General features: G+C 37.1%; 19 protein-coding genes and 1 tRNA gene. 8 read left to right on the top strand and 12 right to left on the bottom strand.

The genetic code is table 11. The annotated features are described in order from the left end of the window. Positions 1–12 precede the first annotated feature (12 nt). From tilS to dnaE, 3 genes are read right to left on the bottom strand one after another with little or no spacing between them, the layout of a single operon-like run. Positions 13–1,338 (bottom strand): tRNA lysidine(34) synthetase TilS, encoded by a 1,326-nt coding sequence (gene tilS, locus OOL07_RS04030; protein WP_264695128.1) that lies wholly within the window; start codon positions 1,336–1,338, stop codon positions 13–15. Positions 1,339–1,343: 5 nt separating this feature from the next. Continuing rightward, positions 1,344–2,297 (bottom strand): acetyl-CoA carboxylase carboxyltransferase subunit alpha, encoded by a 954-nt coding sequence (locus OOL07_RS04025; RefSeq protein WP_264695127.1) that lies wholly within the window; start codon positions 2,295–2,297, stop codon positions 1,344–1,346. Positions 2,298–2,356: 59 nt separating this feature from the next. Next, positions 2,357–5,830, bottom strand: a complete 3,474-nt coding sequence (dnaE, locus tag OOL07_RS04020) for a DNA polymerase III subunit alpha (RefSeq protein WP_264695126.1) — start codon at positions 5,828–5,830, stop codon at positions 2,357–2,359. 127 nt (positions 5,831–5,957) lie between these two features. Between dnaE and glcE the strand changes: the two genes are divergently transcribed. The 3 genes from glcE to OOL07_RS04005 all read left to right on the top strand — a co-directional run bounded on the left by glcE (position 5,958) and on the right by OOL07_RS04005 (position 9,098). Then, entirely contained in the window at positions 5,958–7,025 is a 1,068-nt protein-coding gene (gene glcE, locus OOL07_RS04015; protein WP_264695125.1) for a glycolate oxidase subunit GlcE, read from the top strand. Between the two features lie 11 nt (positions 7,026–7,036). Then, the gene (glcF, locus tag OOL07_RS04010) at positions 7,037–8,260 is read left to right on the top strand and encodes a glycolate oxidase subunit GlcF (protein ID WP_264695124.1); all 1,224 of its coding nucleotides are present in this window, start codon (positions 7,037–7,039) and stop codon (positions 8,258–8,260) included. Positions 8,261–8,333: 73 nt separating this feature from the next. Then, entirely contained in the window at positions 8,334–9,098 is a 765-nt protein-coding gene (locus OOL07_RS04005) for a ferredoxin--NADP reductase (protein ID WP_264695123.1), read from the top strand. 7 nt (positions 9,099–9,105) lie between these two features. On the opposite strand, the gene OOL07_RS04000 is transcribed toward OOL07_RS04005, so the two are convergent. After that, positions 9,106–9,300 carry a hypothetical protein gene (locus OOL07_RS04000; RefSeq protein WP_264695122.1) on the bottom strand — a complete coding sequence of 65 codons (195 nt, stop codon included), beginning with the start codon at positions 9,298–9,300 and terminating at the stop codon, positions 9,106–9,108. Between the two features lie 66 nt (positions 9,301–9,366). Here OOL07_RS04000 and OOL07_RS03995 point away from each other — a divergent pair, with 66 nt between their 5' ends. After that, positions 9,367–10,158 (top strand): hypothetical protein, encoded by a 792-nt coding sequence (locus OOL07_RS03995; protein WP_264695121.1) that lies wholly within the window; start codon positions 9,367–9,369, stop codon positions 10,156–10,158. A gap of 5 nt (positions 10,159–10,163) precedes the next feature. Here the strand turns inward: OOL07_RS03995 and OOL07_RS03990 are convergent, their stop codons facing one another. The 8 genes from OOL07_RS03990 to OOL07_RS03955 form a co-directional block, all read right to left on the bottom strand. After that, on the bottom strand, positions 10,164–10,964 hold the full coding sequence (locus tag OOL07_RS03990) for a sulfurtransferase (RefSeq protein WP_264695120.1): 801 nt from the start codon (positions 10,962–10,964) through the stop codon (positions 10,164–10,166). Between the two features lie 67 nt (positions 10,965–11,031). After that, on the bottom strand, positions 11,032–12,075 hold the full coding sequence (locus OOL07_RS03985) for an AI-2E family transporter (protein ID WP_264695119.1): 1,044 nt from the start codon (positions 12,073–12,075) through the stop codon (positions 11,032–11,034). A 35-nt stretch (positions 12,076–12,110) separates the two neighbouring features. Next, positions 12,111–12,185 (bottom strand) — tRNA-Thr (locus tag OOL07_RS03980). A 32-nt stretch (positions 12,186–12,217) separates the two neighbouring features. Next, complete coding sequence (locus OOL07_RS03975) at positions 12,218–13,072, bottom strand: type III pantothenate kinase (protein ID WP_264695118.1); 855 nt, start codon at positions 13,070–13,072, stop codon at positions 12,218–12,220. Further along, positions 13,069–13,881, bottom strand: a complete 813-nt coding sequence (locus tag OOL07_RS03970) for a biotin--[acetyl-CoA-carboxylase] ligase (protein ID WP_264695117.1) — start codon at positions 13,879–13,881, stop codon at positions 13,069–13,071. The genes OOL07_RS03975 and OOL07_RS03970 overlap by 4 nt, the downstream gene beginning before the upstream one ends. 19 nt (positions 13,882–13,900) lie before the next feature. Further along, positions 13,901–14,500, bottom strand: coding sequence for an NAD(P)H:quinone oxidoreductase (gene wrbA, locus OOL07_RS03965; RefSeq protein WP_264695116.1), 600 nt, complete (start codon positions 14,498–14,500; stop codon positions 13,901–13,903). 3 nt (positions 14,501–14,503) lie between these two features. Continuing rightward, positions 14,504–14,854 carry an arsenate reductase (glutaredoxin) gene (gene arsC, locus OOL07_RS03960; RefSeq protein WP_264695115.1) on the bottom strand — a complete coding sequence of 117 codons (351 nt, stop codon included), beginning with the start codon at positions 14,852–14,854 and terminating at the stop codon, positions 14,504–14,506. 18 nt (positions 14,855–14,872) lie between these two features. Beyond that, positions 14,873–15,172 carry a LapA family protein gene (locus OOL07_RS03955; RefSeq protein ID WP_264695114.1) on the bottom strand — a complete coding sequence of 100 codons (300 nt, stop codon included), beginning with the start codon at positions 15,170–15,172 and terminating at the stop codon, positions 14,873–14,875. A 136-nt stretch (positions 15,173–15,308) separates the two neighbouring features. Here OOL07_RS03955 and fdxA point away from each other — a divergent pair, with 136 nt between their 5' ends. From fdxA to OOL07_RS03935, 4 genes are all read left to right on the top strand, one after another. Then, the gene (fdxA, locus tag OOL07_RS03950; protein WP_264695113.1) at positions 15,309–15,647 is read left to right on the top strand and encodes a ferredoxin FdxA; all 339 of its coding nucleotides are present in this window, start codon (positions 15,309–15,311) and stop codon (positions 15,645–15,647) included. 362 nt (positions 15,648–16,009) lie between these two features. Next, positions 16,010–16,807 (top strand): DUF2490 domain-containing protein, encoded by a 798-nt coding sequence (locus OOL07_RS03945; protein ID WP_264695112.1) that lies wholly within the window; start codon positions 16,010–16,012, stop codon positions 16,805–16,807. A 62-nt stretch (positions 16,808–16,869) separates the two neighbouring features. Continuing rightward, entirely contained in the window at positions 16,870–18,315 is a 1,446-nt protein-coding gene (locus OOL07_RS03940) for a sensor histidine kinase (protein ID WP_264695111.1), read from the top strand. A gap of 38 nt (positions 18,316–18,353) precedes the next feature. Next, entirely contained in the window at positions 18,354–19,763 is a 1,410-nt protein-coding gene (locus tag OOL07_RS03935) for a sigma-54-dependent transcriptional regulator (RefSeq protein ID WP_264695110.1), read from the top strand. Positions 19,764–19,769: the final 6 nt, after the last annotated feature.

Below are 19,769 nucleotides of genomic sequence, written 5' to 3'. Positions count from 1 at the left end.
GGGGGAATCAAATTAGTGAGGAAGCCAATGAATAACTACTCCCTTCTCCTGAGGTTTAGAAAGAAATGCCTGATCCATTCCTATACCAGCTATAAAAACTAGTTTTTCATTGAAAAATATCATAGGCACCCTTCCCCTTTGCCAAGGAGGAACGCCCTGCTGTTGAAAAAGCTTTTTAATACTATGATGATGATTTTTTAAATAAATCTTCTCTCCTCCTTGGCGAAAAGCAACTACTACTTTATTTTCCTGTAGGAACTTCATTCCTAACCCATCCCCGTAGGTAACTTCTGGGGATAATTTTCCACCAACACTTGAAGGTAGTATAAGTGAGCTTATTCCATCCCAAGAAAGCCTTGTTTCTGAATTATGATAAGGCATAGGAGGCTGGGCATAGATTCTATCCCGATAACGTCTTATTTCTACTCCAGGCCATGCTATTAAAGGCTGAGAATCTTCTATGGCAGGTAGTATTTCATTTAAAATACGTTGTAAATGAATATAATCTGGTAGAGGCAGATTTAGCTGCTTTAACCAATGTCGTAATACATTACGGCAGATGGGTGGAGATAAAGCTCTTAATTTATGAACTGAAAGACCACATTGATTATCTTTAATTCTCTTTAAATACTTATCAGCATGATTCTCTAAAATGTAGCTAGCATCTCTTTGATTCAGCGCTACCCGAGATAAGGTTTGACCTAATCCAGGCCAGCGTTCCTTTAAAGTTGGAATAACCTGATGGCGTAAATAGTTACGATCAAAGTCAGTGTTTTTATTACTAGGATCTTCAATCCAATTTAAGTTTTTTTGGTAAGCATAGTTTTTTAGATCCTGCTGAGTAAAGTTTAGGAGTGGACGAATTAAATAACCCTTACCAAATGATTGATTTAGTGCCATTGCCGCTAAGCCTGAAACCCCAGTGCCTCGAAATAATTGTAATAATACAGTTTCTATTTGATCATCTTGATGTTGAGCAGTAAGCAAACATTCATTTTCTTGTAATTCATCTTTAAGTGCCTGATAGCGTACCTCTCGAGCTACCGCTTCTAGGCTTTGTCCTTTAGCAGGTTGCACATTAACTTTTATTGTTTTACAAGAAATTCTAAGATCATGACAAATTTGATGGCAGTGCTCTCCCCATACGTTAGAGTGGAGATGTAATCCGTGATCTATATATAAAGCAGTTACCGTAATATAAGAAAATTTCTTTTGTAGTTGTGCTAAAGCGTAAAGCAATACATGGGAATCAAGCCCACCGCTATAAGCGACCTTATAAACATTGGAGGGCACAGTTTCTTGTAAGATTTTAAATAACTGACACGAGGAAAATCCCACAATACTTACCCTTGAAACTGACCGTAATTCCTTAGTCGCTCCTGTCTTTGAGTAAGTAACTGGTCAACGGATAATATTTTTAGTTCGGCTAGTTGCTCACTTAGTGTAGTTTTTAAGTGCGCCACCATTGTTTTTATATCCCGATGTGCCCCACCTAAGGGTTCAGGGATAATGCAATCTACTAGATTTAAATCTTTAAGTCGTTTTGAAGTTACCCCTAAAGTCTCTGCTGCATCTGGTGCTTTTTCCGCACTTTTCCAAAGAATAGAAGCGCACCCCTCTGGAGAGATAACAGAATAGATACTATATTCAAGCATACATATACGATCCCCTACGCCAATAGCAAGGGCGCCCCCTGAGCCACCTTCTCCAATAATTGTAGCAATAATTGGTGTTTTTAACCCTGCCATAACGTATAGATTACGAGCAATGGCTTCACTTTGTCCCCGCTCTTCTGCATCAATACCAGGATATGCACCCGGAGTATCGATAAAAGTAAGGATAGGTAATTTAAATTGATCTGCTAATAGCATTAAACGTAATGCTTTTCGGTACCCCTCAGGTCTTGGCATGGCAAAATTACGAGCAATCTTATCCTTAGTGTCTCGTCCCTTTTGGTGACCTATCACTACAACAGGTTCTCCTTCTAATCGAGCAACCCCACCTACAATAGCTTTATCATCAGAAAAAGTACGATCTCCATGAAGCTCTTCAAAATCGGTAAAAATATGATGAATATAGTCTAAGGTATAAGGACGTTGGGGATGTCTTGCAAGCTGGACAATTTGCCAGTCAGTAAGATTACTGAATATGGATTGGGTAAGCTCTATATTTTTATGTTTTAGCTTACTAATTTCCTCAGAGATATTTACTTTATCATCATCAATAAAACTTAACTCTTCGATTTTAGCTTCAAGCTCTGCAATAGGCTGCTCAAAATCTAAAAAGCTTATTTTCATAATATTCTAATAGCTATTTATGGAGTAAATGGAGATTATATCTTTTTTGTAAATTGTAATTAATAATGCACTTTAGTATATTCAATTCCTGAAAGTAAATTGAGACTTGACAATAGATCTTTTGCTGGACGAATGCACCATTGCTTACTGAAAATAATCGGTACAGTAGCTTGCTTATTATGATAGGAAATACGAATTTGACACCCCTCTTGTTTCTGAAAAGGAGTTAGTATCTGTGCTAATTTCTTAATAGATTCTCTTTCCAGTTTAGTACCATTTATATTAATTTCTAACCACTTCGAGAATACTTCACGAGCTTGCTCTAACGTATAAATACACTCGGCAGTGACTGAAATTTGATCTGAATAAGAATCCCATCCAGATTTTCCTTCAATTACCACAATTTGATCAGGCTGTATTAGCTTTTGATTGTCATTGTATATATCAGCAAATACTTTTACTTCTAGTCTAGCACTTTGATCATTTAAGGTGATAAATCCATTTCTCCCTTTTTGGTTTGCTTTACTAAGACGGATAGATTCTATCAATCCACCAATTATAACTTGCTGTCGAGCTCGTTTTAAATTAGATTGCTCAATGATATTCCTAAGCGTAACAGTAGTTATTTCTTTTAATTCAGGGAGGTAGTTATCTATAGGACTTCCACTTAAGTAATACCCTAAAGCGGCTTTCTCTAAAGTAAGTTGTTTTTCCTGATCCCATGACGCTTTCTCTAGATAGCTATTAATCTCTTTCTTATCAGAAATGGTATTTAATCCAAATAAATCATTTTGCCCGACAGCCTTATTATAGGATACTTGTTCTGCCAACGATAAAGCATGGGTTAAAGATGCTTCTAAAGTAGCTCTATTTTTTCCAAAAGTATCTAAAGCACCTGCTTGAATTAATATCTCTAATACCCGTCGATTTGTTTTTCTGAGATCAATGTGGGAGCAAAAATCAAATAAATCCCTATAAGCTCCGTGTTGTTCTCTATTTTTTATAATTCCTTCTAGAGCAGCTTTACCCACTCCTTTAATTGCTCCGAGTCCATAGAGAATCTCTGCTTGATTTTGTGCTTCAAAATAATAATAACTAGTATTAATGTTCGGGGGAAGAATATTTAACCCCATACTCTTGCTCTCTTCTATAAAGCCTACTACTTTTTCTGTATTATCCATATCGGAGGAGAGCACTGCTGCCATATAGAATGCTGGATAATGGGTTTTTAAGTAAGCAGTTTGATATGCAATCAACGCATAGGCAGCTGAGTGGGATTTATTGAACCCATATTCAGCAAATTTTTCCATTAAATCAAAAATATCTGTTGCAATCTGTTCATCTACATTTTGTAATTTTGCCCCAGCAATAAAAATTTCTCGTTGCTTTGCCATTTCTTCAGGCTTTTTCTTACCCATCGCTCGACGTAGCAAATCTGCATTACCTAGGGTATATCCTGCTAGGATTTGGGCAATTTGCATCACCTGTTCTTGATAAACAATGACTCCATAGGTAGGTTTAAGAATTGGAGCTAAATCTGTGTGAGGGTAACTCACTTTTGCTCGCCCATGTTTACGATTAATATAATCATCCACCATCCCAGATTGAAGCGGTCCTGGGCGAAATAATGCAACTAACGCAATAATATCTTCGAAACAATCGGGCTGTAATCTTTTAATAAGATCTTTGATGCCTCTTGACTCTAACTGAAAAATAGCTGTGGTTGCACAACTTTTAAGTAACCCATAAGTTTTTTTATCATCCCTAGGTAAAGCAGTAAGATCTAGCAAAGGTAGTTTTTCAATGCTTCGTTGCCGATTAATAGCGATAAGTGCCCAATCAAGAATCGTTAAGGTACGCAGTCCAAGAAAGTCAAATTTTACTAATCCAATTGCCTCTAGATCATCCTTATCAAATTGAGTGACTCCACTACTTGCCCCTTGTTCACAGTAATCAGGTACATATTCAATAATCTTTTTTGGAGCAATCACAATCCCTCCAGCATGCTTTCCTGCATTGCGAGTAATTCCCTCTAGCTTCTTAGCTAAATTAATCAGGAAATTAACCTCCTCTTCTGCTTGATAGCGAGCTGCTAGTTCCTCAGATTCTTTCAATGCTTTTTCCAAAGTCATTCTTGGATCAAAGGGAATTAGTTTTGCAATTTGATCTACAAAACCGTAGGGATGACCAAGTACTCTCCCAACATCCCGTACTACCGCTTTAGCTGCCATACTGCCATAGGTAATGATTTGAGAGACTCGATCTTGACCATAGCGTTGACTCACATAATCAATGACTTTATCTCGTCGTTCCATACAAAAATCAACATCAAAATCAGGCAAGGAAACTCGTTCTGGATTGAGAAATCGCTCAAAGAGTAGATCAAAAGCTAAAGGATCTAGATCGGTAATTTCTAGAGCATAAGCCACTAAAGATCCTGCCCCCGATCCCCTACCCGGTCCTACAGGGATTTTGTTCTCTTTGGCCCAGCGAATAAAATCAGCTACTATTAAAAAGTAGCCTGCAAAACCCATCTGCTCAATTACGGCTAGCTCCTTTATAAGCCTAGATTCGTAGCGATCTTGATGAGTTTTTTGATCTTCTTGCTTAGGATAGAGTTGATTAAGTCGTTTTGTTAAGCCATTTTTTGCTTCAGATTGAAGAAACGCTTCAGTAGTTTCTGCTTCTTCAGGAATAGGAAAATCTGGAAGATAGTTTTCGCCTAGCGTAATCTCAAGATTACATCGTTTAGCAATCCCTATCGTATTTTCTATTGCTTCTGGAAGATCAGAAAATAACGCCTCCATCTCTAATGGTGTGCGAAAGTATTGCTGATTGCTACAGGAATAGGTGCGGCGAGGATCATTGAGTGTCCATCCCTCATGAATACAAATCCTTGCTTCATGAGCTTCAAAATCGTCCTGATGTAAAAACCTAACATTATTAGTAGCTACTACGGGAGTATCTGAAGCTAAAGCAAGATCTACTGCTGCATGAAGATATTGCTCTTCATTTTCTCTGCCAGTGCGATGGAGTTCTAAATAAAAACGATCAGGAAATTGCTGACTCCAATTTGCAAGCAATTTCTTGCTTTTATGACTGTTATTCGATAATAATGCTTGACCTATATTTCCTTCATGACCTCCAGATAATACAATTAATCCTCCATTATGATTTTTTATCCAATCCCATTGGATATAAGGTGTTCCTTGTACTTGCCCTTCACGATAAGCACGAGAGAGTAAGTAAGATAAGTTTTGGTAACCAATATGATTTTGGCATAATACAGTAAAACGACTAAAGTGATGGTTTTCCTCTTGGCTATCTAAGAGCAAATCAGCCCCGATAATAGGTTTTATTCCTGCGGTATATGCTGATTGGTAGAATTTTACTATTCCAAATATATTATTTTGATCGGTAATAGCAAGTGCAGGCATTTTTGCTGTAATCGCAGCCTGAATTAATGGCTTAATTCGCACCAAGCCATCCACCATAGAGTATTCAGTATGAAGCCGAAGGTGTACAAAAGACATTATGTTTAATTAACAGATATTTTAGCCAGAGAATGAGATGAATTTTAAGCCATTTCAATCACCTTATAGAATTATACCTAAGTATATCTACTCTATGATTTACAGATTAAATCACTAATTAAGAGCAATGGATTCTACTGACTATAGCAAGGAACTACAAGAAACTGTTTATGCAGCATATAATAAAAAAACTTCTCTATGTATTATAGGCGGAAATACAAAGAAATTTTATGGTCGCCAACCTTTAGGCACACCGCTGAGTATTACTCGGCACCAAGGTATTATTAGCTATGAACCTGAAGAATTAGTCATTTCTGCTCGATCTGGAACCTCCCTCTCTGAAATAGAAGCACTACTTGCTGGACAAAACCAGATGCTTGGTTTTGAACCGCCTCATTTTGGGCAAGAATCTACTTTAGGCGGTGTAATAGCAACAGGTCTTTCTGGTCCTCGCCGCCCTTATGGGGGTGCAATCCGAGATTCTATCCTCGGTGTTACTATCTTAAACGGTAAGGGAGAAAAACTCCGATTTGGTGGTCAGGTGGTTAAAAATGTAGCTGGCTATGATGTTTCTAGACTAATGGTAGGAAGTCTTGGCACCCTTGGCGTATTATTAGAAATTTCCTTAAAAGTACTGCCTCACCCACTTATGGAAATTACCCTTGCTCAACCACAAACACCTCAAAGTGCTCTTAATTTATTTAATACTTGGGCAACTGATCATTTGCCTATATCTGGATGTGTTTTTGATGGAGAGTGTGTATATGTTCGCTTGTCTGGATTTGAAGAAACCATACGTCTTGCCCAGCAAAAAATAGGTGGTAATCAGATAGATGATTCCCAAGGGTTTTGGACAGCGGTGAGAGATCATACTCATCCTTTCTTTAAAAAACAACAACAACCCCTATGGCGTTGGTCTATTCCCACTGTGACTCCACCTATTGATTTACCAGGTACTTGGTTTGTGGATTGGGCAGGATCACAACGGTGGTATCACTCAAATTTAGATCCGACACTAATGCGAATTGGGGCAGACCGTATAGGTGGTCATGTTACTGTCTTTCGGGGGGGGGACAGAAATGGGGATATCTTCCACCCTCTATCTAATGCTTTGATGAATTTACACTACCGATTAAAGCAAGCATTTGATCCTCACTTTATTCTAAATCCTGGGCGCATGTATGATGAACTTTAAATAATTATTTTATGCAAACTAAACTTGCAGATTTTATTAAAGATACTAATCAGGGAAAAGAGGCACAAAAAATCATAGAAGCTTGTGTGCATTGTGGATTTTGTACTGCTACTTGCCCTACGTATCAACTCATTGGTGATGAGCTAGATAGTCCGAGAGGAAGAATTTATTTAATAAAAAATGTCCTTGAAGGAAAAGAGGTTAGCCATAAAACTCAACAACACTTAGATCGCTGCCTTACTTGCCGTGCCTGTGAAACCACTTGCCCTTCAGGGGTACGCTATGGACGGTTATTAGATATTGGGCGAGAGGTTGTAGAGAATACAGTATCCCGATCATTTTTAGATCAAATACTACGGAAGGGATTATGTTTTGTTTTGCCCTACCCATGGCGATTTAAAATTTTGCTTAAAATTGGTCAATTTTTTTCTCCTTTTCTTCCTAAAGCACTTAAAGAACAGATACCAACACAAGAAAAAGATAAACTAAGACCTAAAGCCAATCATTCTCGAAGAATGCTAATTTTAGATGGGTGTGTGCAGCCTGTACTTGCTCCTAATATTAATACCAGCACCGCTTGGGTATTAGATCAATTAGGAATTAGCTTAGTATCAGCACCTAGCAGCGGTTGTTGTGGAGCAGTTAATCAACATCTATCGGATCCTTATGGTGCGTTGTATTTTATTAAAAAGAATATTGATGCTTGGTGGCCCTATATAGAGGAAGGTATTGAAGCTATTGTGATGACTGCCAGTGGTTGCGGTGTCATGGTAAAAGATTATGGTACGTTACTTAAAGCAGATCCTACCTATGCAAGAAAAGCAGCTAAAGTAGCGGAAATAACTAAGGATATTAGTGAAGTTATTGCTCAAGAGGATATCACAAAACTTACTATTCCCCCTCATACTCCTAGAAATATCGCTTTTCAATCTCCTTGTACGTTACAGCATGGACAAAAACTTGTGGGAGTAGTAGAGAAAATATTAGAAAAGGCTGGGTTTAACTTAACAAAAGTAGCTAATTCTCATCTTTGTTGTGGCTCTGCAGGTACTTATTCTATTTTGCAGAAAGAGATCTCTCAAAATCTTTTGAAAAATAAATTACAAGCACTAGAAAAAGAGCACCCTAAACTCGTTGCCACTGCTAATATTGGATGTTTAACACACCTGAAAAGTAAATCTTCTATGCCTGTAAAGCATTGGATTAATTTATTGGATCCTACAGATGAGATATAAAATAAGCGCTAATTATTTTAGTTTTTTAACTATATACTGATTTTTAAAAAATAGTAAAGGTAACTATTATTTTATGACAGCGTCAATCGTAGATATAGATAAATGGGTTGAAGGAAAAGTTATTTCTAATCATTTCTGGACAGAGAGTCTTTATTCACTGCAAGTAGAGGCACCTATTAATCCTTTTGAAGCAGGACAATTCGGTCGCTTAGGATTGGTGATTAATGAAGAATTTATTGCGAGATCCTATTCGTTTGTAAATATGCCAGAAGAGAAATATTTAGAATTTTACTCTATTATTGTTTCTGAAGGATTACTTTCCCCTCGCTTAGCTGAGCTGAAACCCGGTGATTCTGTTTGGGTTTTTCGCAAAGGATCGGGATTTTTAACAATGCCTCAAGTTCAGGCTGCCCATGATTTATGGATGCTATCAACAGGAACAGCCATTGGTCCTTTTTTAGCGGTATTAAAGGCAGATGAGGTATGGAAAAAGTTTTCTAAAATTATATTAGCCCACTCAGTTCGTAGTTTCAAAGAACTCTCTTATAGACCTCTAATTCAGAGTATCCAAGAAAAACACTCTGATCAATTTATCTATGTTCCCTTAGTAAGCCGAGAAGAACACGAAAACACGATTCATGGGCGTATTACTACAGCAATTGAAGATGGGCGTATGTCCCAATTTACTGGACTTGAAATCAAATCAGAGTTATCTCAAGTAATGATTTGCGGTAATCCAGATATGGTTAAGGATGTCACTGCAATTCTTAAAAATTATGGGCTAAAAGAAAATAAACGACGCATTCCAGGAGAAATTTCTATTGAAAAATATTGGTAAATGATTACTAGCTTCTTACTAGAATTAAAAAAAACACAAAAAGAATGACTAATCCGATAGGAAATAAAAATCCTTTCCAATCTTTATTTTCTACTTGTTTTGAGTGCTGAAATGCAGTTTTAATTCCAGGGCTAAACCATAAAATTACAATAAGTGCAATGAGTCCAGCTAAAATCATCTCCCAAGTATTGTGTTCTTCCATTAAAATGTAACCTCTCTTTCTTTAGGGTTTTAGGAATAAAAAGATAAAATGTAGCATAAAAAAGCGATGATTATTCGTAAATTGATCCCGTTACTAGAGGCCTTAGATATTAAAAAAGGAATTGTTTGCCTAGTTGGGACAGCAGAAAAAGATACGCTCATTCACCGGCTAGCATCTCTATATTCAGGAAGAATGGGAATTACTTCTATTACCCCCACCACATCTTTTCCTGCAGATATACCTGCTTATCAGATTATTGCTGATAAGAAACAGCAAATGATGCTTATTAATACTGCTACTAAAACCTACCGTATCATTGCTTATGCCCAATCCTCAGAAAAAAAAGGAACTTTACTTGGGATACCTTCTGGATTAATTGAAATCATTCATACTCAAGCCCAATTTAATTTAAGTGTAGTTAGGGTAGATCTCCCTTTTCATAACCTTGATATAAATAATTCAATAGATAAAGAAATATTTTCTCTACCCATAGGAACTACTAAGATAATACCAATTATTTCAATAGCAGAAATGGAGCAATCCCTTTTAGCAAAAACAATATTACCCGCTCGTCACGGGAAAGGCATGAGACTCATTTCTAAAATAGGGATAGGTAACCCAATAAAACCTATCCACTTAGCAAAATCTATGGTTAGATTACTAGAAAGTATAGAAGGGGGAAATAGTATAAAAATAATCCCACTAATTAATATTAATAAAAGCTATTTTACCCAGGAAGAGCAAAATGGAATTACTACCGCAGATCTCGCATTAAGTATTACCCATCAATTTGATCAGGTAGTCATTACCTACACTGACCGTAATACACCTTTTGCTACGGTAGTTTCCCGATATTAAATTATTTATATTTCAATAGGAGTTTCTGGATCATTTCCCCATTCAGACCAAGAAGCTACATATCCTTTGACCTTGGGGTAACCCAGCATATATTTCAGCATCATAGAAGTATGTGACGCTCGTAGATATTTTTGACAGTAACAAACAATTTCTTTATCGGGCGTTACTTTTAATGCCTCTAGCATAGCTTGTATTTCTTTCTTAGGTTTAAAGCGTAGATGATGATCTTTATCAAGCACTTGAGTCCATTCAAAATGTACTGCACCAGGAATACGCCCTACTCGGCTTGCTCGAGCGTCAGTCCCCTGATACTCACCTAAGGTACGCACATCTAAAAAGATTGTATTAGGATCATTGAGGTGATTTAAGACATAGGCTTTATCTACTTCTGCTCTGCCCTGATACTTCCCTTGAAAATTGCTTGATGTAATAGAAGATTCTAAATTTTCTGTTGGTAAATTTTCCGCAAGCCAAGCTTTTAAACCCCCATCGAGTAGCAATGCTCCATCGTGTCCTAATTCGGATAAAACCCAAAGAAGGCGGGCAGCTTGATTATTCCCTACTGAGTCGTAAGCAATTACTTGCTTTTCAGGGGTATAACCAATCCTTGATAAACTTACATTTAACTGAGATATTTCAGGCATCAGCCCTTGGGCAGGTAATCGAGCAACAGATATTTCATCATATTCTAAATGGACTGCTCCAGGTATATGCCCAGAAAGGTAGGATTCCTTACCACAAAGATCTACGATAAGTAAATTAGGATCATCTAAACGCTGAGCTAGTTCTTTAGGTTGTAAAAGCATAAAACTACTCCATCATTCATTCTACAGCTATTAATGAAAGAATTACTTATTTTTTGACTATCTTAATCTAGGTTGTAGGCCAAAGTTTAAGTAATGTTTGAACTAGGGTTGCTAAGGGGATAGCAAAAAATACTCCCCAAAACCCCCAAAAACTACCAAATACTAGAATAGCAATAATAATCGCTACTGGGTGTAAATTGACTACTTCAGAGAATAATAAAGGTACAAGCACGTTACCATCTAAAGCGTGAATTAGGGCATAGATAGTAAATAGATAAGTAAATTCAGATCCAAATCCCCATTGAGCATAAGCCACAAACGCTACAGGAAAGGTAACAATTAAGGCACCAATATAGGGGATAATCACTGATATTCCTACTAAAAAACTAAGTAAAACAGAAAACTGTAATCCCATTAAATAAAAAGTGATAAATACTACTGCCCATACAATTAAAAATTCAAGAAACTTACCCCGAATATAATTACTAATCTGAATATCCACATCATGCCAAACTTGGGTAGCCAGCTGCCTCTTAAGGGGTAAGAATTTTGTAACCCAATGAATAATCCGGCTCTTATCTTTTAAAAAAAAGAATACGAGAATCGGTACAATTATGAGATAAAGGGCGACTGCAGCTAAACTTGCAACTGAGGCTAAGGAAAAAGAAAGTACCTTTTGTCCTAATCGAGCCATCTCAGATCTAATAGCTCTCATTAAGTCCTTAACTTGTTCTTCAGAAAATAAATAAGGGTAGCCATCAGATAAGCCAAGTAATTGATCTTGACCTCGTATAATCATGGAGGGGAGCTGTTTTACAAATTGGGTAAGCTGCTGGGAAAGTAAAGGCAGTAATCCAAAAATAACTGAAAATAAAACAGCTAAAAAAATCGAAAATACTAATGAAACAGCAATCCAACGAGGGATACGAAAACGTTCCATATGCTTTACACTGCCTTCTAGCAAATAGGCAATAACCACGCCTGCAAATACAGGAGTAAGCATATCACCCATGAAGATCACTGTAGTGAACCCAATAATAAGCAGAATAACCAAGCCTACTACTTGAGGATCGCTAAAATGACGCTGAAACCAATTACGCATCAGACGCATTGTTGTAACCCTATAAGTTTAAACAAGCTAGTTGATGGTGCCGAGTGAGGGATTTGAACCCCCGACCTTCGGTTTACAAAACCGCTGCACTACCACTGTGCTAACCCGGCAACTATTATTTATTTTATAAAAATACAGCCTTTTAGAGTTGGGCTTCTACAACTTCAGTACTATGGGCACTTTTATCTTCACAATTATCTAAAGTATTTTCAGATTCATGAGTAACTTTAGTTCTTGTATTTCTAGCAACTTGGGCTAGCCCCCATAACACTAAGTTAGGCAAGTGATCATATTTATCTTGCAATAGAGGAAGTATTTTAAGTGCATCCCCACCCGTAATGACTCGTTTAAATTCCCCTTTAATTTCCGATGCCGCATCATTGCCTACCCTATCAATAAAAGAGGCAGCAGCATATAAAGCTCCTCCAGTAACCGCAGTATCCGTAGTATTGGCAAGTAGAGTATCTCCCCTTTTCTCAGATTCACTAATAGTACTAATACCATTGGTATGATCTGATAAAATTTGGGACATACTGGTAATACCAGGGATAATTAGTCCTCCTAAGTGATTTCCATCTGCTGCTAGTAGATCAACAGTAATTGCGGTACCACAGTCAATAATGCATATTGCTCCATTCTTTCGAAAATTACGATAGCGTTGGCGTACTGCGATTAATCCAAGCCACCGATCGATACCTAAGTGTTCAGGAGTTTCATAGGCATTATGAATACCGTAGCTATTAGCACGGGCAGTTAAAAATTCTGGGGTTACTTGCCAGTAATTTTGGGTACATTCAGTAAGTTGATCCCCAATTCTATCTCCACCTACATTAGCAACAACTACCCTATTTATATCTTTGATATCTTTCCAAACCCGGGAAATATCCCGTTTAATACCTGTTTTTCCTCGGGTTATTGAATCAAACTCCATAGGTCTATTCCCACGCAATTGGGCCCACTTAATTCGACTGTTACCAATATCTACTAATAGGATCATTGAGCTAATCTCAAACTTATTTTGCCACTAGAATAGCATGATCGCTGACTTTTTTCTTCAAATAATAAATTTCCTAAGGTATCAACCCCACAAGCAGTACCATAAATGACTCCACCATTCGTATATAAATATACTTTTTTGTTATAGTAGAGATCCCATTTCTGCCAGTCTTCAAGAAAAGTAGATAACCCGTCTTTTTCAAAGCAAGATAAAGTAAGTAGTAGATGGTGAATAAGTCGTCCTGCTAAATAATCTCTAAAAACAGGTTGTTCACCCATCATTTCTGATAGGCTCCCATAAGATTGATCAATTTTTTTCTGATAAGACTCAGATACGTTTATATTAATTCCAACTCCTATCACTGCGGTAATCAAATTCCCTTGAGATATGAGTTCAATTAAAATGCCACCTAACTTACGAAAATCTAATAGAATTATATCATTAGGCCATTTGAGCCTTAAAAAAGTTATGCCCTCCTCTTCAAAGGCCCTTAGTATACCCACTCCTATGGCAAGGCTTAAACCAGATAACTGGATAGTATTATAGAAATTCCATAGTAGGGAGAGATAGATATTTCCTATTGGAGGTGATATCCAAGTACGGTTATATTGCCCCTTTCCTGCAGATTGCATCTCTGCTAGGCATACTGTTCCTCTAGATGCTCCTTTCTTGGCTTGGGTTAAAAGGTAGTTATTCGTTGAATCTAACTCTTGATGAATCCATAGCTCCGATAGTAGGTTTAAACCATCTCTTCCGATAGAATTTCTTATATTTTTAGCATTTAAGGGGGCAACACTTAATAAAGACAATAGATAAAAATTAATACTTTTATTGTGTATTTGCTAAAGAGTACGCTATTTTCGCAAGCCGCTTTCCTAGAGCACGACAAAGAATAGCTTCCGTATGAGTTAGAGGTAGATCGTTATTTACCCCAGAGAGATGACTAGCACCGTAGGGAGTGCCTCCTGCTTGAGTAGTAATTAATCCTGATTCTGTATAAGGAATTCCTACAAGAACCATCCCATGATGGAATAAGGGTGTCATCATAGAAAGCAATGTAGATTCTTGCCCTCCGTGGAGGCTAGCCGTTGAAGTAAACACCGCTGCAGGTTTTCCGACTAAAGATCCAGAAAGCCAAAGACTAATTGTAGTATCAAGAAAATATTTTAGAGGGGCGGCCATGTTACCAAACCGAGTTGGGCTTCCAAGTGCTAATCCTGTGCATTCCTTTAAATCCTCTAGTGAAGCATAAGGATAACCACTTTGAGGAATAGCATCTTCAGTGGCTTCACAAACAGTAGAGATAGGTGGTACTGTACGCAGCCGTGCTTGTACTCCCTCTATTTCTTCTACCCCTCTTGCTACTTGTTCTGCCATCGCAGCTACATTACCATGACGGCTATAGTAAAGAATAAGAATTTCTATCATAGTTTATAAAATCTCAAGGATACTCTCCGGTGGTCTTCCAATGGCAGCTTTATCACCTGTTAATACAATGGGTCTTTCAATTAAAATAGGATAAGCACACATAGCTTCAATTAATTCTTTATCTGAAAGATTTTGGTTATCTAAACCATTAATTCTATATTCTGGCTCTCCTTGCCGCATTAATTCCCTAGGGGTCTTCCCTAATAAATTAAGGATTTCAACCAACTGATCAAAAGTAGGTGGTGAAGTAAGATATTCAACGATTTCAGGATCGATATTTTGATCATGAATTAATTGTAAAGTCTGACGTGATTTACTGCATCTAGGATTATGATAAATCAACACCTGAGTCATGATATTATCCTTTTAATTTTATTTCTCATATTTAATAGGTATTGGAAATGAGCGTAGATCGGTATTTTCTCGCTGAATAGTTTTTACTGATTTACGTAACTTTCTATTTTCATATCTATATTTCATCACCGAGTTCAAGCTTGCTAAGATACCGAGAATCACCCCTACCAGTAATATCAGGGATAAGAGCAAGGATAAGGGAATAGAAATTGTGCCAAAATAGTAATTAATAGTCACCAGTTCTGCATGGTGATCAGCAAAAATAAGCCCTAATACAAAAACAATAATAAATATTAAAAAATAAAGAAACTTTTGCATAGATACAACGCCCCTATTATAGAATTAGTTCTATTTAATATATTTTAAATACTTTAAATAAAGAGAATTCTTTAAATAATACCTATTATAGTTTCACAAAAAAGAATTATTAAAAATTTTTAGGAGGAAATAACTTATGACATTTGTAGTAACAGAAAACTGTATTAAGTGTAAATACACTGATTGTGTGGAAGTGTGCCCTGTGGACTGTTTTCATGAAGGACCTAATTTTTTAGCCATTGATCCAGATGAGTGCATTGACTGTACTCTCTGTGAATCTGAATGCCCTGCAGAGGCGATTTTCTCCGAAGATGATTTACCTGAAGATCAGAGAAAATATTTAGAAATAAATGCAAAATTGGCTCAAGATTGGCCTGTGATTACTGAGCGAAAGGATCCACCAGAAGGTGCCGAACAGTGGGATCGAATTAAAAATAAAGATGTTGAGGATAAGTTAAAATACCTAGAAGAATGAAAATATCATTAGCACACTATATTAAAAATATTTGAATAAATAGACCAGCCCTCAAGCTGGTCATTTCCCCTCCCCTATTTTTAAATTGTATCTTACCAAGACTCCTCCCGTATTTTAAATTTTTCTAAACAAAATACTTGGTTTAAAAAAACTAAATAGTGGTGATTTTCCCCACCTTAAAGTGGTGGATTATCCTCAAAACATATTACCCTTCCTTTTATATAAAAGAGTCGTACATACCTTTCACTCTAATTTCTATGGGTGATTGAAGCGTATTTTCATTTAATTTTCTAAAGTTGGCACGAAAGTAGCAGAAGTTTCAAATAGCACGTGCTAACTGCCATAGGAAAATTAGGATGAGAATGACGAGAAGCTATATTTTTTTTATTACATTTATTTTATTAACATCTAGTAGCCTATCTTTTGCTGAGGGCGTACAGGAAGAATTTGGTACTTGGGGCTTTGCTGCTTTTAGTGGATCTGCCAAGTTATTTGGTAAAGCCCTAGGATTAGACGATGAAACAGCAAGTAAATTCCACTGGTCTATCATGGGGATGACTCGTAACCGTGATGATTCTTTTCTTAGCAATCCTAATGCAGGGGCTAGTATGAATCCAAGACAGGAACTTTTCTGGAGTTCGTTAGGCTATAGTATTACCCCAAATGCCAGCTTTTGGTTTGGTTATAGCCAGTATTGGGATTTACTTCCGAACGGTAAGCATGATTCAGTGAGCCGTCCCTATCAGGATTTTCTATATACTACCCATATAGGTGGAGGATTTACCTTTACTTCTCGTAGTCGTTTAGAAGAATTGTTTACGGTTTCTGGATATGATGCTACAGGCACTACATTAGGTGATATCGGCATTCGCTTTCGTCAACTCTTCGGTATTTCCCATGCTATTCCCGGTACAAAAAATGTATCTATCTATCTATCCGATGAACTTTGGGAGTACTTAAATAGTTGGGGAGTTAATGGGGATCAAAATCTTGCAGGATTTAACCAGAATCACTTGGCTTTAGGTTTTAACTTTCGCATTAATAGTAATGCTAATGTGACTCTAGGTTATCTAGGAAATTACATTCATAATACTGCACCTCGCAGCCCAGATCTTATGATTCATAACCTCCAACTTGGATTTACCTATAATTTTAATTAACCTTATCTAGTACTGAAGGTCTAATAATCTCTAATCAACTAATAGAGAAAAAAGTACTTAGGGTGAGACAGTTAATTGATCGAACTATACAAGTTCGGGGATTTATTTTAATTGGAGTACTGATTCTTATTGGCACTGTTTTAGGCAGGATGATGTGGAATAATCTTCATTATATGGAGACTCTTCGCTCAAATATGAATTATTCTCGCCAAATCCAGCAAACAAGTTTAGGACTAGAAACCGTACTGCTAGATGCCCTATCAGGGGAAAAAGTGAGAATCAGCCGAGATGATCTAAGAAAACTAAGTGATGAAATTAAACATATTACCTCTTTAGGGCATCATTCAGACGAAGAAACCCCTAAGAATTTACGATGGATAAATCTGATATTAACTGATTTTATTAAAGGAAATAACCAGATTACTCCTCAGATACTCTTTCCTATTTTAAGTTTAATTAACCAAGTATTAAATACAGAAATTGGTCATGATGAGTTAGTTTTGCAAGAAGTGATAATCAAGATTCGCAATGAATTAATGCTTGCCTCTCTGATTATTATCGCTTCACTTATTGCAGTAAAGTGGTTCTTTCAAAGCAGGATATTTAACCCTTTGCAAGATTTAGCAGAACTACTCTCTTCGCTGACTGAAGAAAAACTCGAACCTATTTCTACCTATGGGTTAAATCCCCTACTGCACCCTATTTACAATAGTTATAATGATATGGTGGGTAGATTAAAAACACTAGAGGAGGAAAAACGCCAGCACACTCTCTCTTTAGAAAAAGAAGTACAGGACGCTACTCGTACTTTAATGGAGCAACAACGCAGTTTAGCCCGTGCTGAACGATTGGCAGCAATAGGAGAGTTAGCTGCGAGTATTGCCCATGAGCTTCGAAATCCTCTTGCTGGAATTCAAATTAGCTGTAGTAATCTTAAAAAAGAAATAAATAATCCAGATCAAGCTCAGCGGCTTGGGCTTATTAGTAATGAGATAAAAAGATTAACTCGACTCTTAAATGATCTGCTTAACCAAGCAAAACATACCCCAGAACCATCAGTAAATTTAGAATTAGCTTATGAGGTTGAAGAAATTTTAGCTCTTACTCGCTATCAAATATCTAATCAGCTTAAATTACAATGTAATATTCCCAAAAATCTTTATCATCAGTTCCCAGAGGATGGATTTCATCAAGCTATTCTAAATTTGCTACTAAATGCGACCCATGCGATGGATAAAATTGCTGGGGTTATTAAAATTGATGCTTGGGAGGATAAAGATTCTTTGTGTATAGCAGTATGTGATGAGGGACCGGGATTTTCTAAACAAGTACTAGAGCATGGTATACGTCCTTTTGCCAGCGGCAACGGACAACAAGGTACTGGATTAGGGTTGGCTATGGTACAGCGATTTACTAGAGAATCAGGTGGATATGTACAGTTAACAAATAAGCAACCACAAGGTGCTTGTGTTACCCTTATCTTTCCATTAATAAAAAGATTAGCTTAAAAACATGCTTTTCAGTCTTTTATTAATAACACACTAGCATGCAATTTGCATTACTTATTATTGAGGATGAATTATTATTAGGTGCTGAGCTTTCCCGTCATTATCAAGATGGGGGCTGGGAAGTAGAATGGGCTAAAAACTTAAAACAAGCACAAGAGATTTTATTAGAATCAGAATTCAATCCTCTAGTTATTCTCTCCGATATGAGTTTACCTGATGGTAATGCCTTAGATTTGATGGAAGAGATTAAAGGTAAATACGCCTATGCAGAATGGTTATTATTGACTGGATATGGCAGTGTACCAGATTCAGTACGCGCTTTACGGCTAGGTGCTTATGATTTTTTAGAAAAACCTTGTGAGTTAGATCACTTAGATTTAGTGGTTTCCAGTGCTTTTCGTAGTGCCTCTGCCCATAGGCGATTACTATATCAAACACAGCAACAACACCAAAAATATTCACCCAAAGCATTAGTAGGGCGTAGTCCAGCAACCCAGAGGATAAGAAGTTTACTCACTAGACTTACTCAGAGCCATTTTAGTGCTTTAATTTTAGCTGGGGAAACAGGAACAGGTAAGGGTTTAGTTGCACGTATTCTTCATTATAGTGGTACCCGTGCCCAAGGACCAATGATAGAACTTAATTGTGCTGCATTGCCACGAGATTTATTAGAATCAGAACTCTTTGGTCATGAGATGGGATCTTTTACCGGAGCAAAGTCTCGTCATTTTGGATTTTTAGAGCAAGCCAATGGAGGTACCCTATTTTTAGATGAAATAGGAGAGATGCCCCTAGATCTCCAAGCTAAACTACTTAAAGTACTGGAGGATCGTAGAGTACGCCGATTAGGTGGCAATAAAGAAATTACGATTGATATACAGATTCTTGCTGCAAGTAATCGTAACTTAGAGCAAATGTCAAAGGAAGGCAGTTTTCGATTTGATCTTTATCATCGCCTTAATGTATTGCAACTTACCCTGCCCCCCTTGCGGGAGACCAAAGAAGATCTTGAGGATTTAGTCCCCTTATTTATTTCAGAGTTTGGTGCTGAAGCAAGTAAACAAATTAAAACAATACCAGAGAGAGTATGGGCACAGCTGCGTGATCACGACTGGCCAGGTAATATACGAGAATTACGCAATGTAATTGAGCGTTGTGTTTTATTTTCTGAAGGCGAAATACTCTCAGATCAGTGGCTTCAGCTTCCTATCAAGGAAGTGCAACCTATCTACGCACCTTCTTACTCTCTTAATCATGTGGATCAAATTTGTCTTCCTTTAGATGGGAGCATGGCTTTGGAAGATATGGATCGCCACATTATTGAAATTGCGTTTAAACGGAATAATTATAATATTGCTGCCACAGCTCGTGCTCTTAAGTCTACAAGAGAAACTTTGCGTTATCGGATACAAAAATATAATATTAGATCAACTGATGAGTTGGTTTAGTTATAG

Origin of the sequence: Candidatus Nitrosacidococcus sp. I8, assembly GCF_945836005.1 — a bacterium.
GTDB lineage: Bacteria > Pseudomonadota > Gammaproteobacteria > Nitrosococcales > Nitrosococcaceae > Nitrosacidococcus.
The sequence above is the reverse complement of the archived record's forward strand: the minus strand, read 5'-3'. Positions and strand labels throughout refer to the sequence as shown.

What these genes read in the sequence shown, in the direction of transcription:
- OOL07_RS04025 (WP_264695127.1), bottom strand. Translation starts at nt 2,297, where the DNA reads ATGAAAATAAGCTTTTTAGATTTTGAGCAGCCTATTGCAGAGCTTGAA.
- dnaE (WP_264695126.1), bottom strand. Translation starts at nt 5,830, where the DNA reads ATGTCTTTTGTACACCTTCGGCTTCATACTGAATACTCTATGGTGGAT.
- glcE (WP_264695125.1), top strand. Translation starts at nt 5,958, where the DNA reads ATGGATTCTACTGACTATAGCAAGGAACTACAAGAAACTGTTTATGCA.
- glcF (WP_264695124.1), top strand. Translation starts at nt 7,037, where the DNA reads ATGCAAACTAAACTTGCAGATTTTATTAAAGATACTAATCAGGGAAAA.
- OOL07_RS04005 (WP_264695123.1), top strand. Translation starts at nt 8,334, where the DNA reads ATGACAGCGTCAATCGTAGATATAGATAAATGGGTTGAAGGAAAAGTT.
- OOL07_RS04000 (WP_264695122.1), bottom strand. Translation starts at nt 9,300, where the DNA reads ATGGAAGAACACAATACTTGGGAGATGATTTTAGCTGGACTCATTGCA.
- OOL07_RS03995 (WP_264695121.1), top strand. Translation starts at nt 9,367, where the DNA reads ATGATTATTCGTAAATTGATCCCGTTACTAGAGGCCTTAGATATTAAA.
- OOL07_RS03990 (WP_264695120.1), bottom strand. Translation starts at nt 10,964, where the DNA reads ATGCTTTTACAACCTAAAGAACTAGCTCAGCGTTTAGATGATCCTAAT.
- OOL07_RS03985 (WP_264695119.1), bottom strand. Translation starts at nt 12,075, where the DNA reads ATGCGTCTGATGCGTAATTGGTTTCAGCGTCATTTTAGCGATCCTCAA.
- OOL07_RS03975 (WP_264695118.1), bottom strand. Translation starts at nt 13,072, where the DNA reads ATGATCCTATTAGTAGATATTGGTAACAGTCGAATTAAGTGGGCCCAA.
- wrbA (WP_264695116.1), bottom strand. Translation starts at nt 14,500, where the DNA reads ATGATAGAAATTCTTATTCTTTACTATAGCCGTCATGGTAATGTAGCT.
- arsC (WP_264695115.1), bottom strand. Translation starts at nt 14,854, where the DNA reads ATGACTCAGGTGTTGATTTATCATAATCCTAGATGCAGTAAATCACGT.
- OOL07_RS03955 (WP_264695114.1), bottom strand. Translation starts at nt 15,172, where the DNA reads ATGCAAAAGTTTCTTTATTTTTTAATATTTATTATTGTTTTTGTATTA.
- fdxA (WP_264695113.1), top strand. Translation starts at nt 15,309, where the DNA reads ATGACATTTGTAGTAACAGAAAACTGTATTAAGTGTAAATACACTGAT.
- OOL07_RS03945 (WP_264695112.1), top strand. Translation starts at nt 16,010, where the DNA reads ATGACGAGAAGCTATATTTTTTTTATTACATTTATTTTATTAACATCT.
- OOL07_RS03935 (WP_264695110.1), top strand. Translation starts at nt 18,354, where the DNA reads ATGCAATTTGCATTACTTATTATTGAGGATGAATTATTATTAGGTGCT.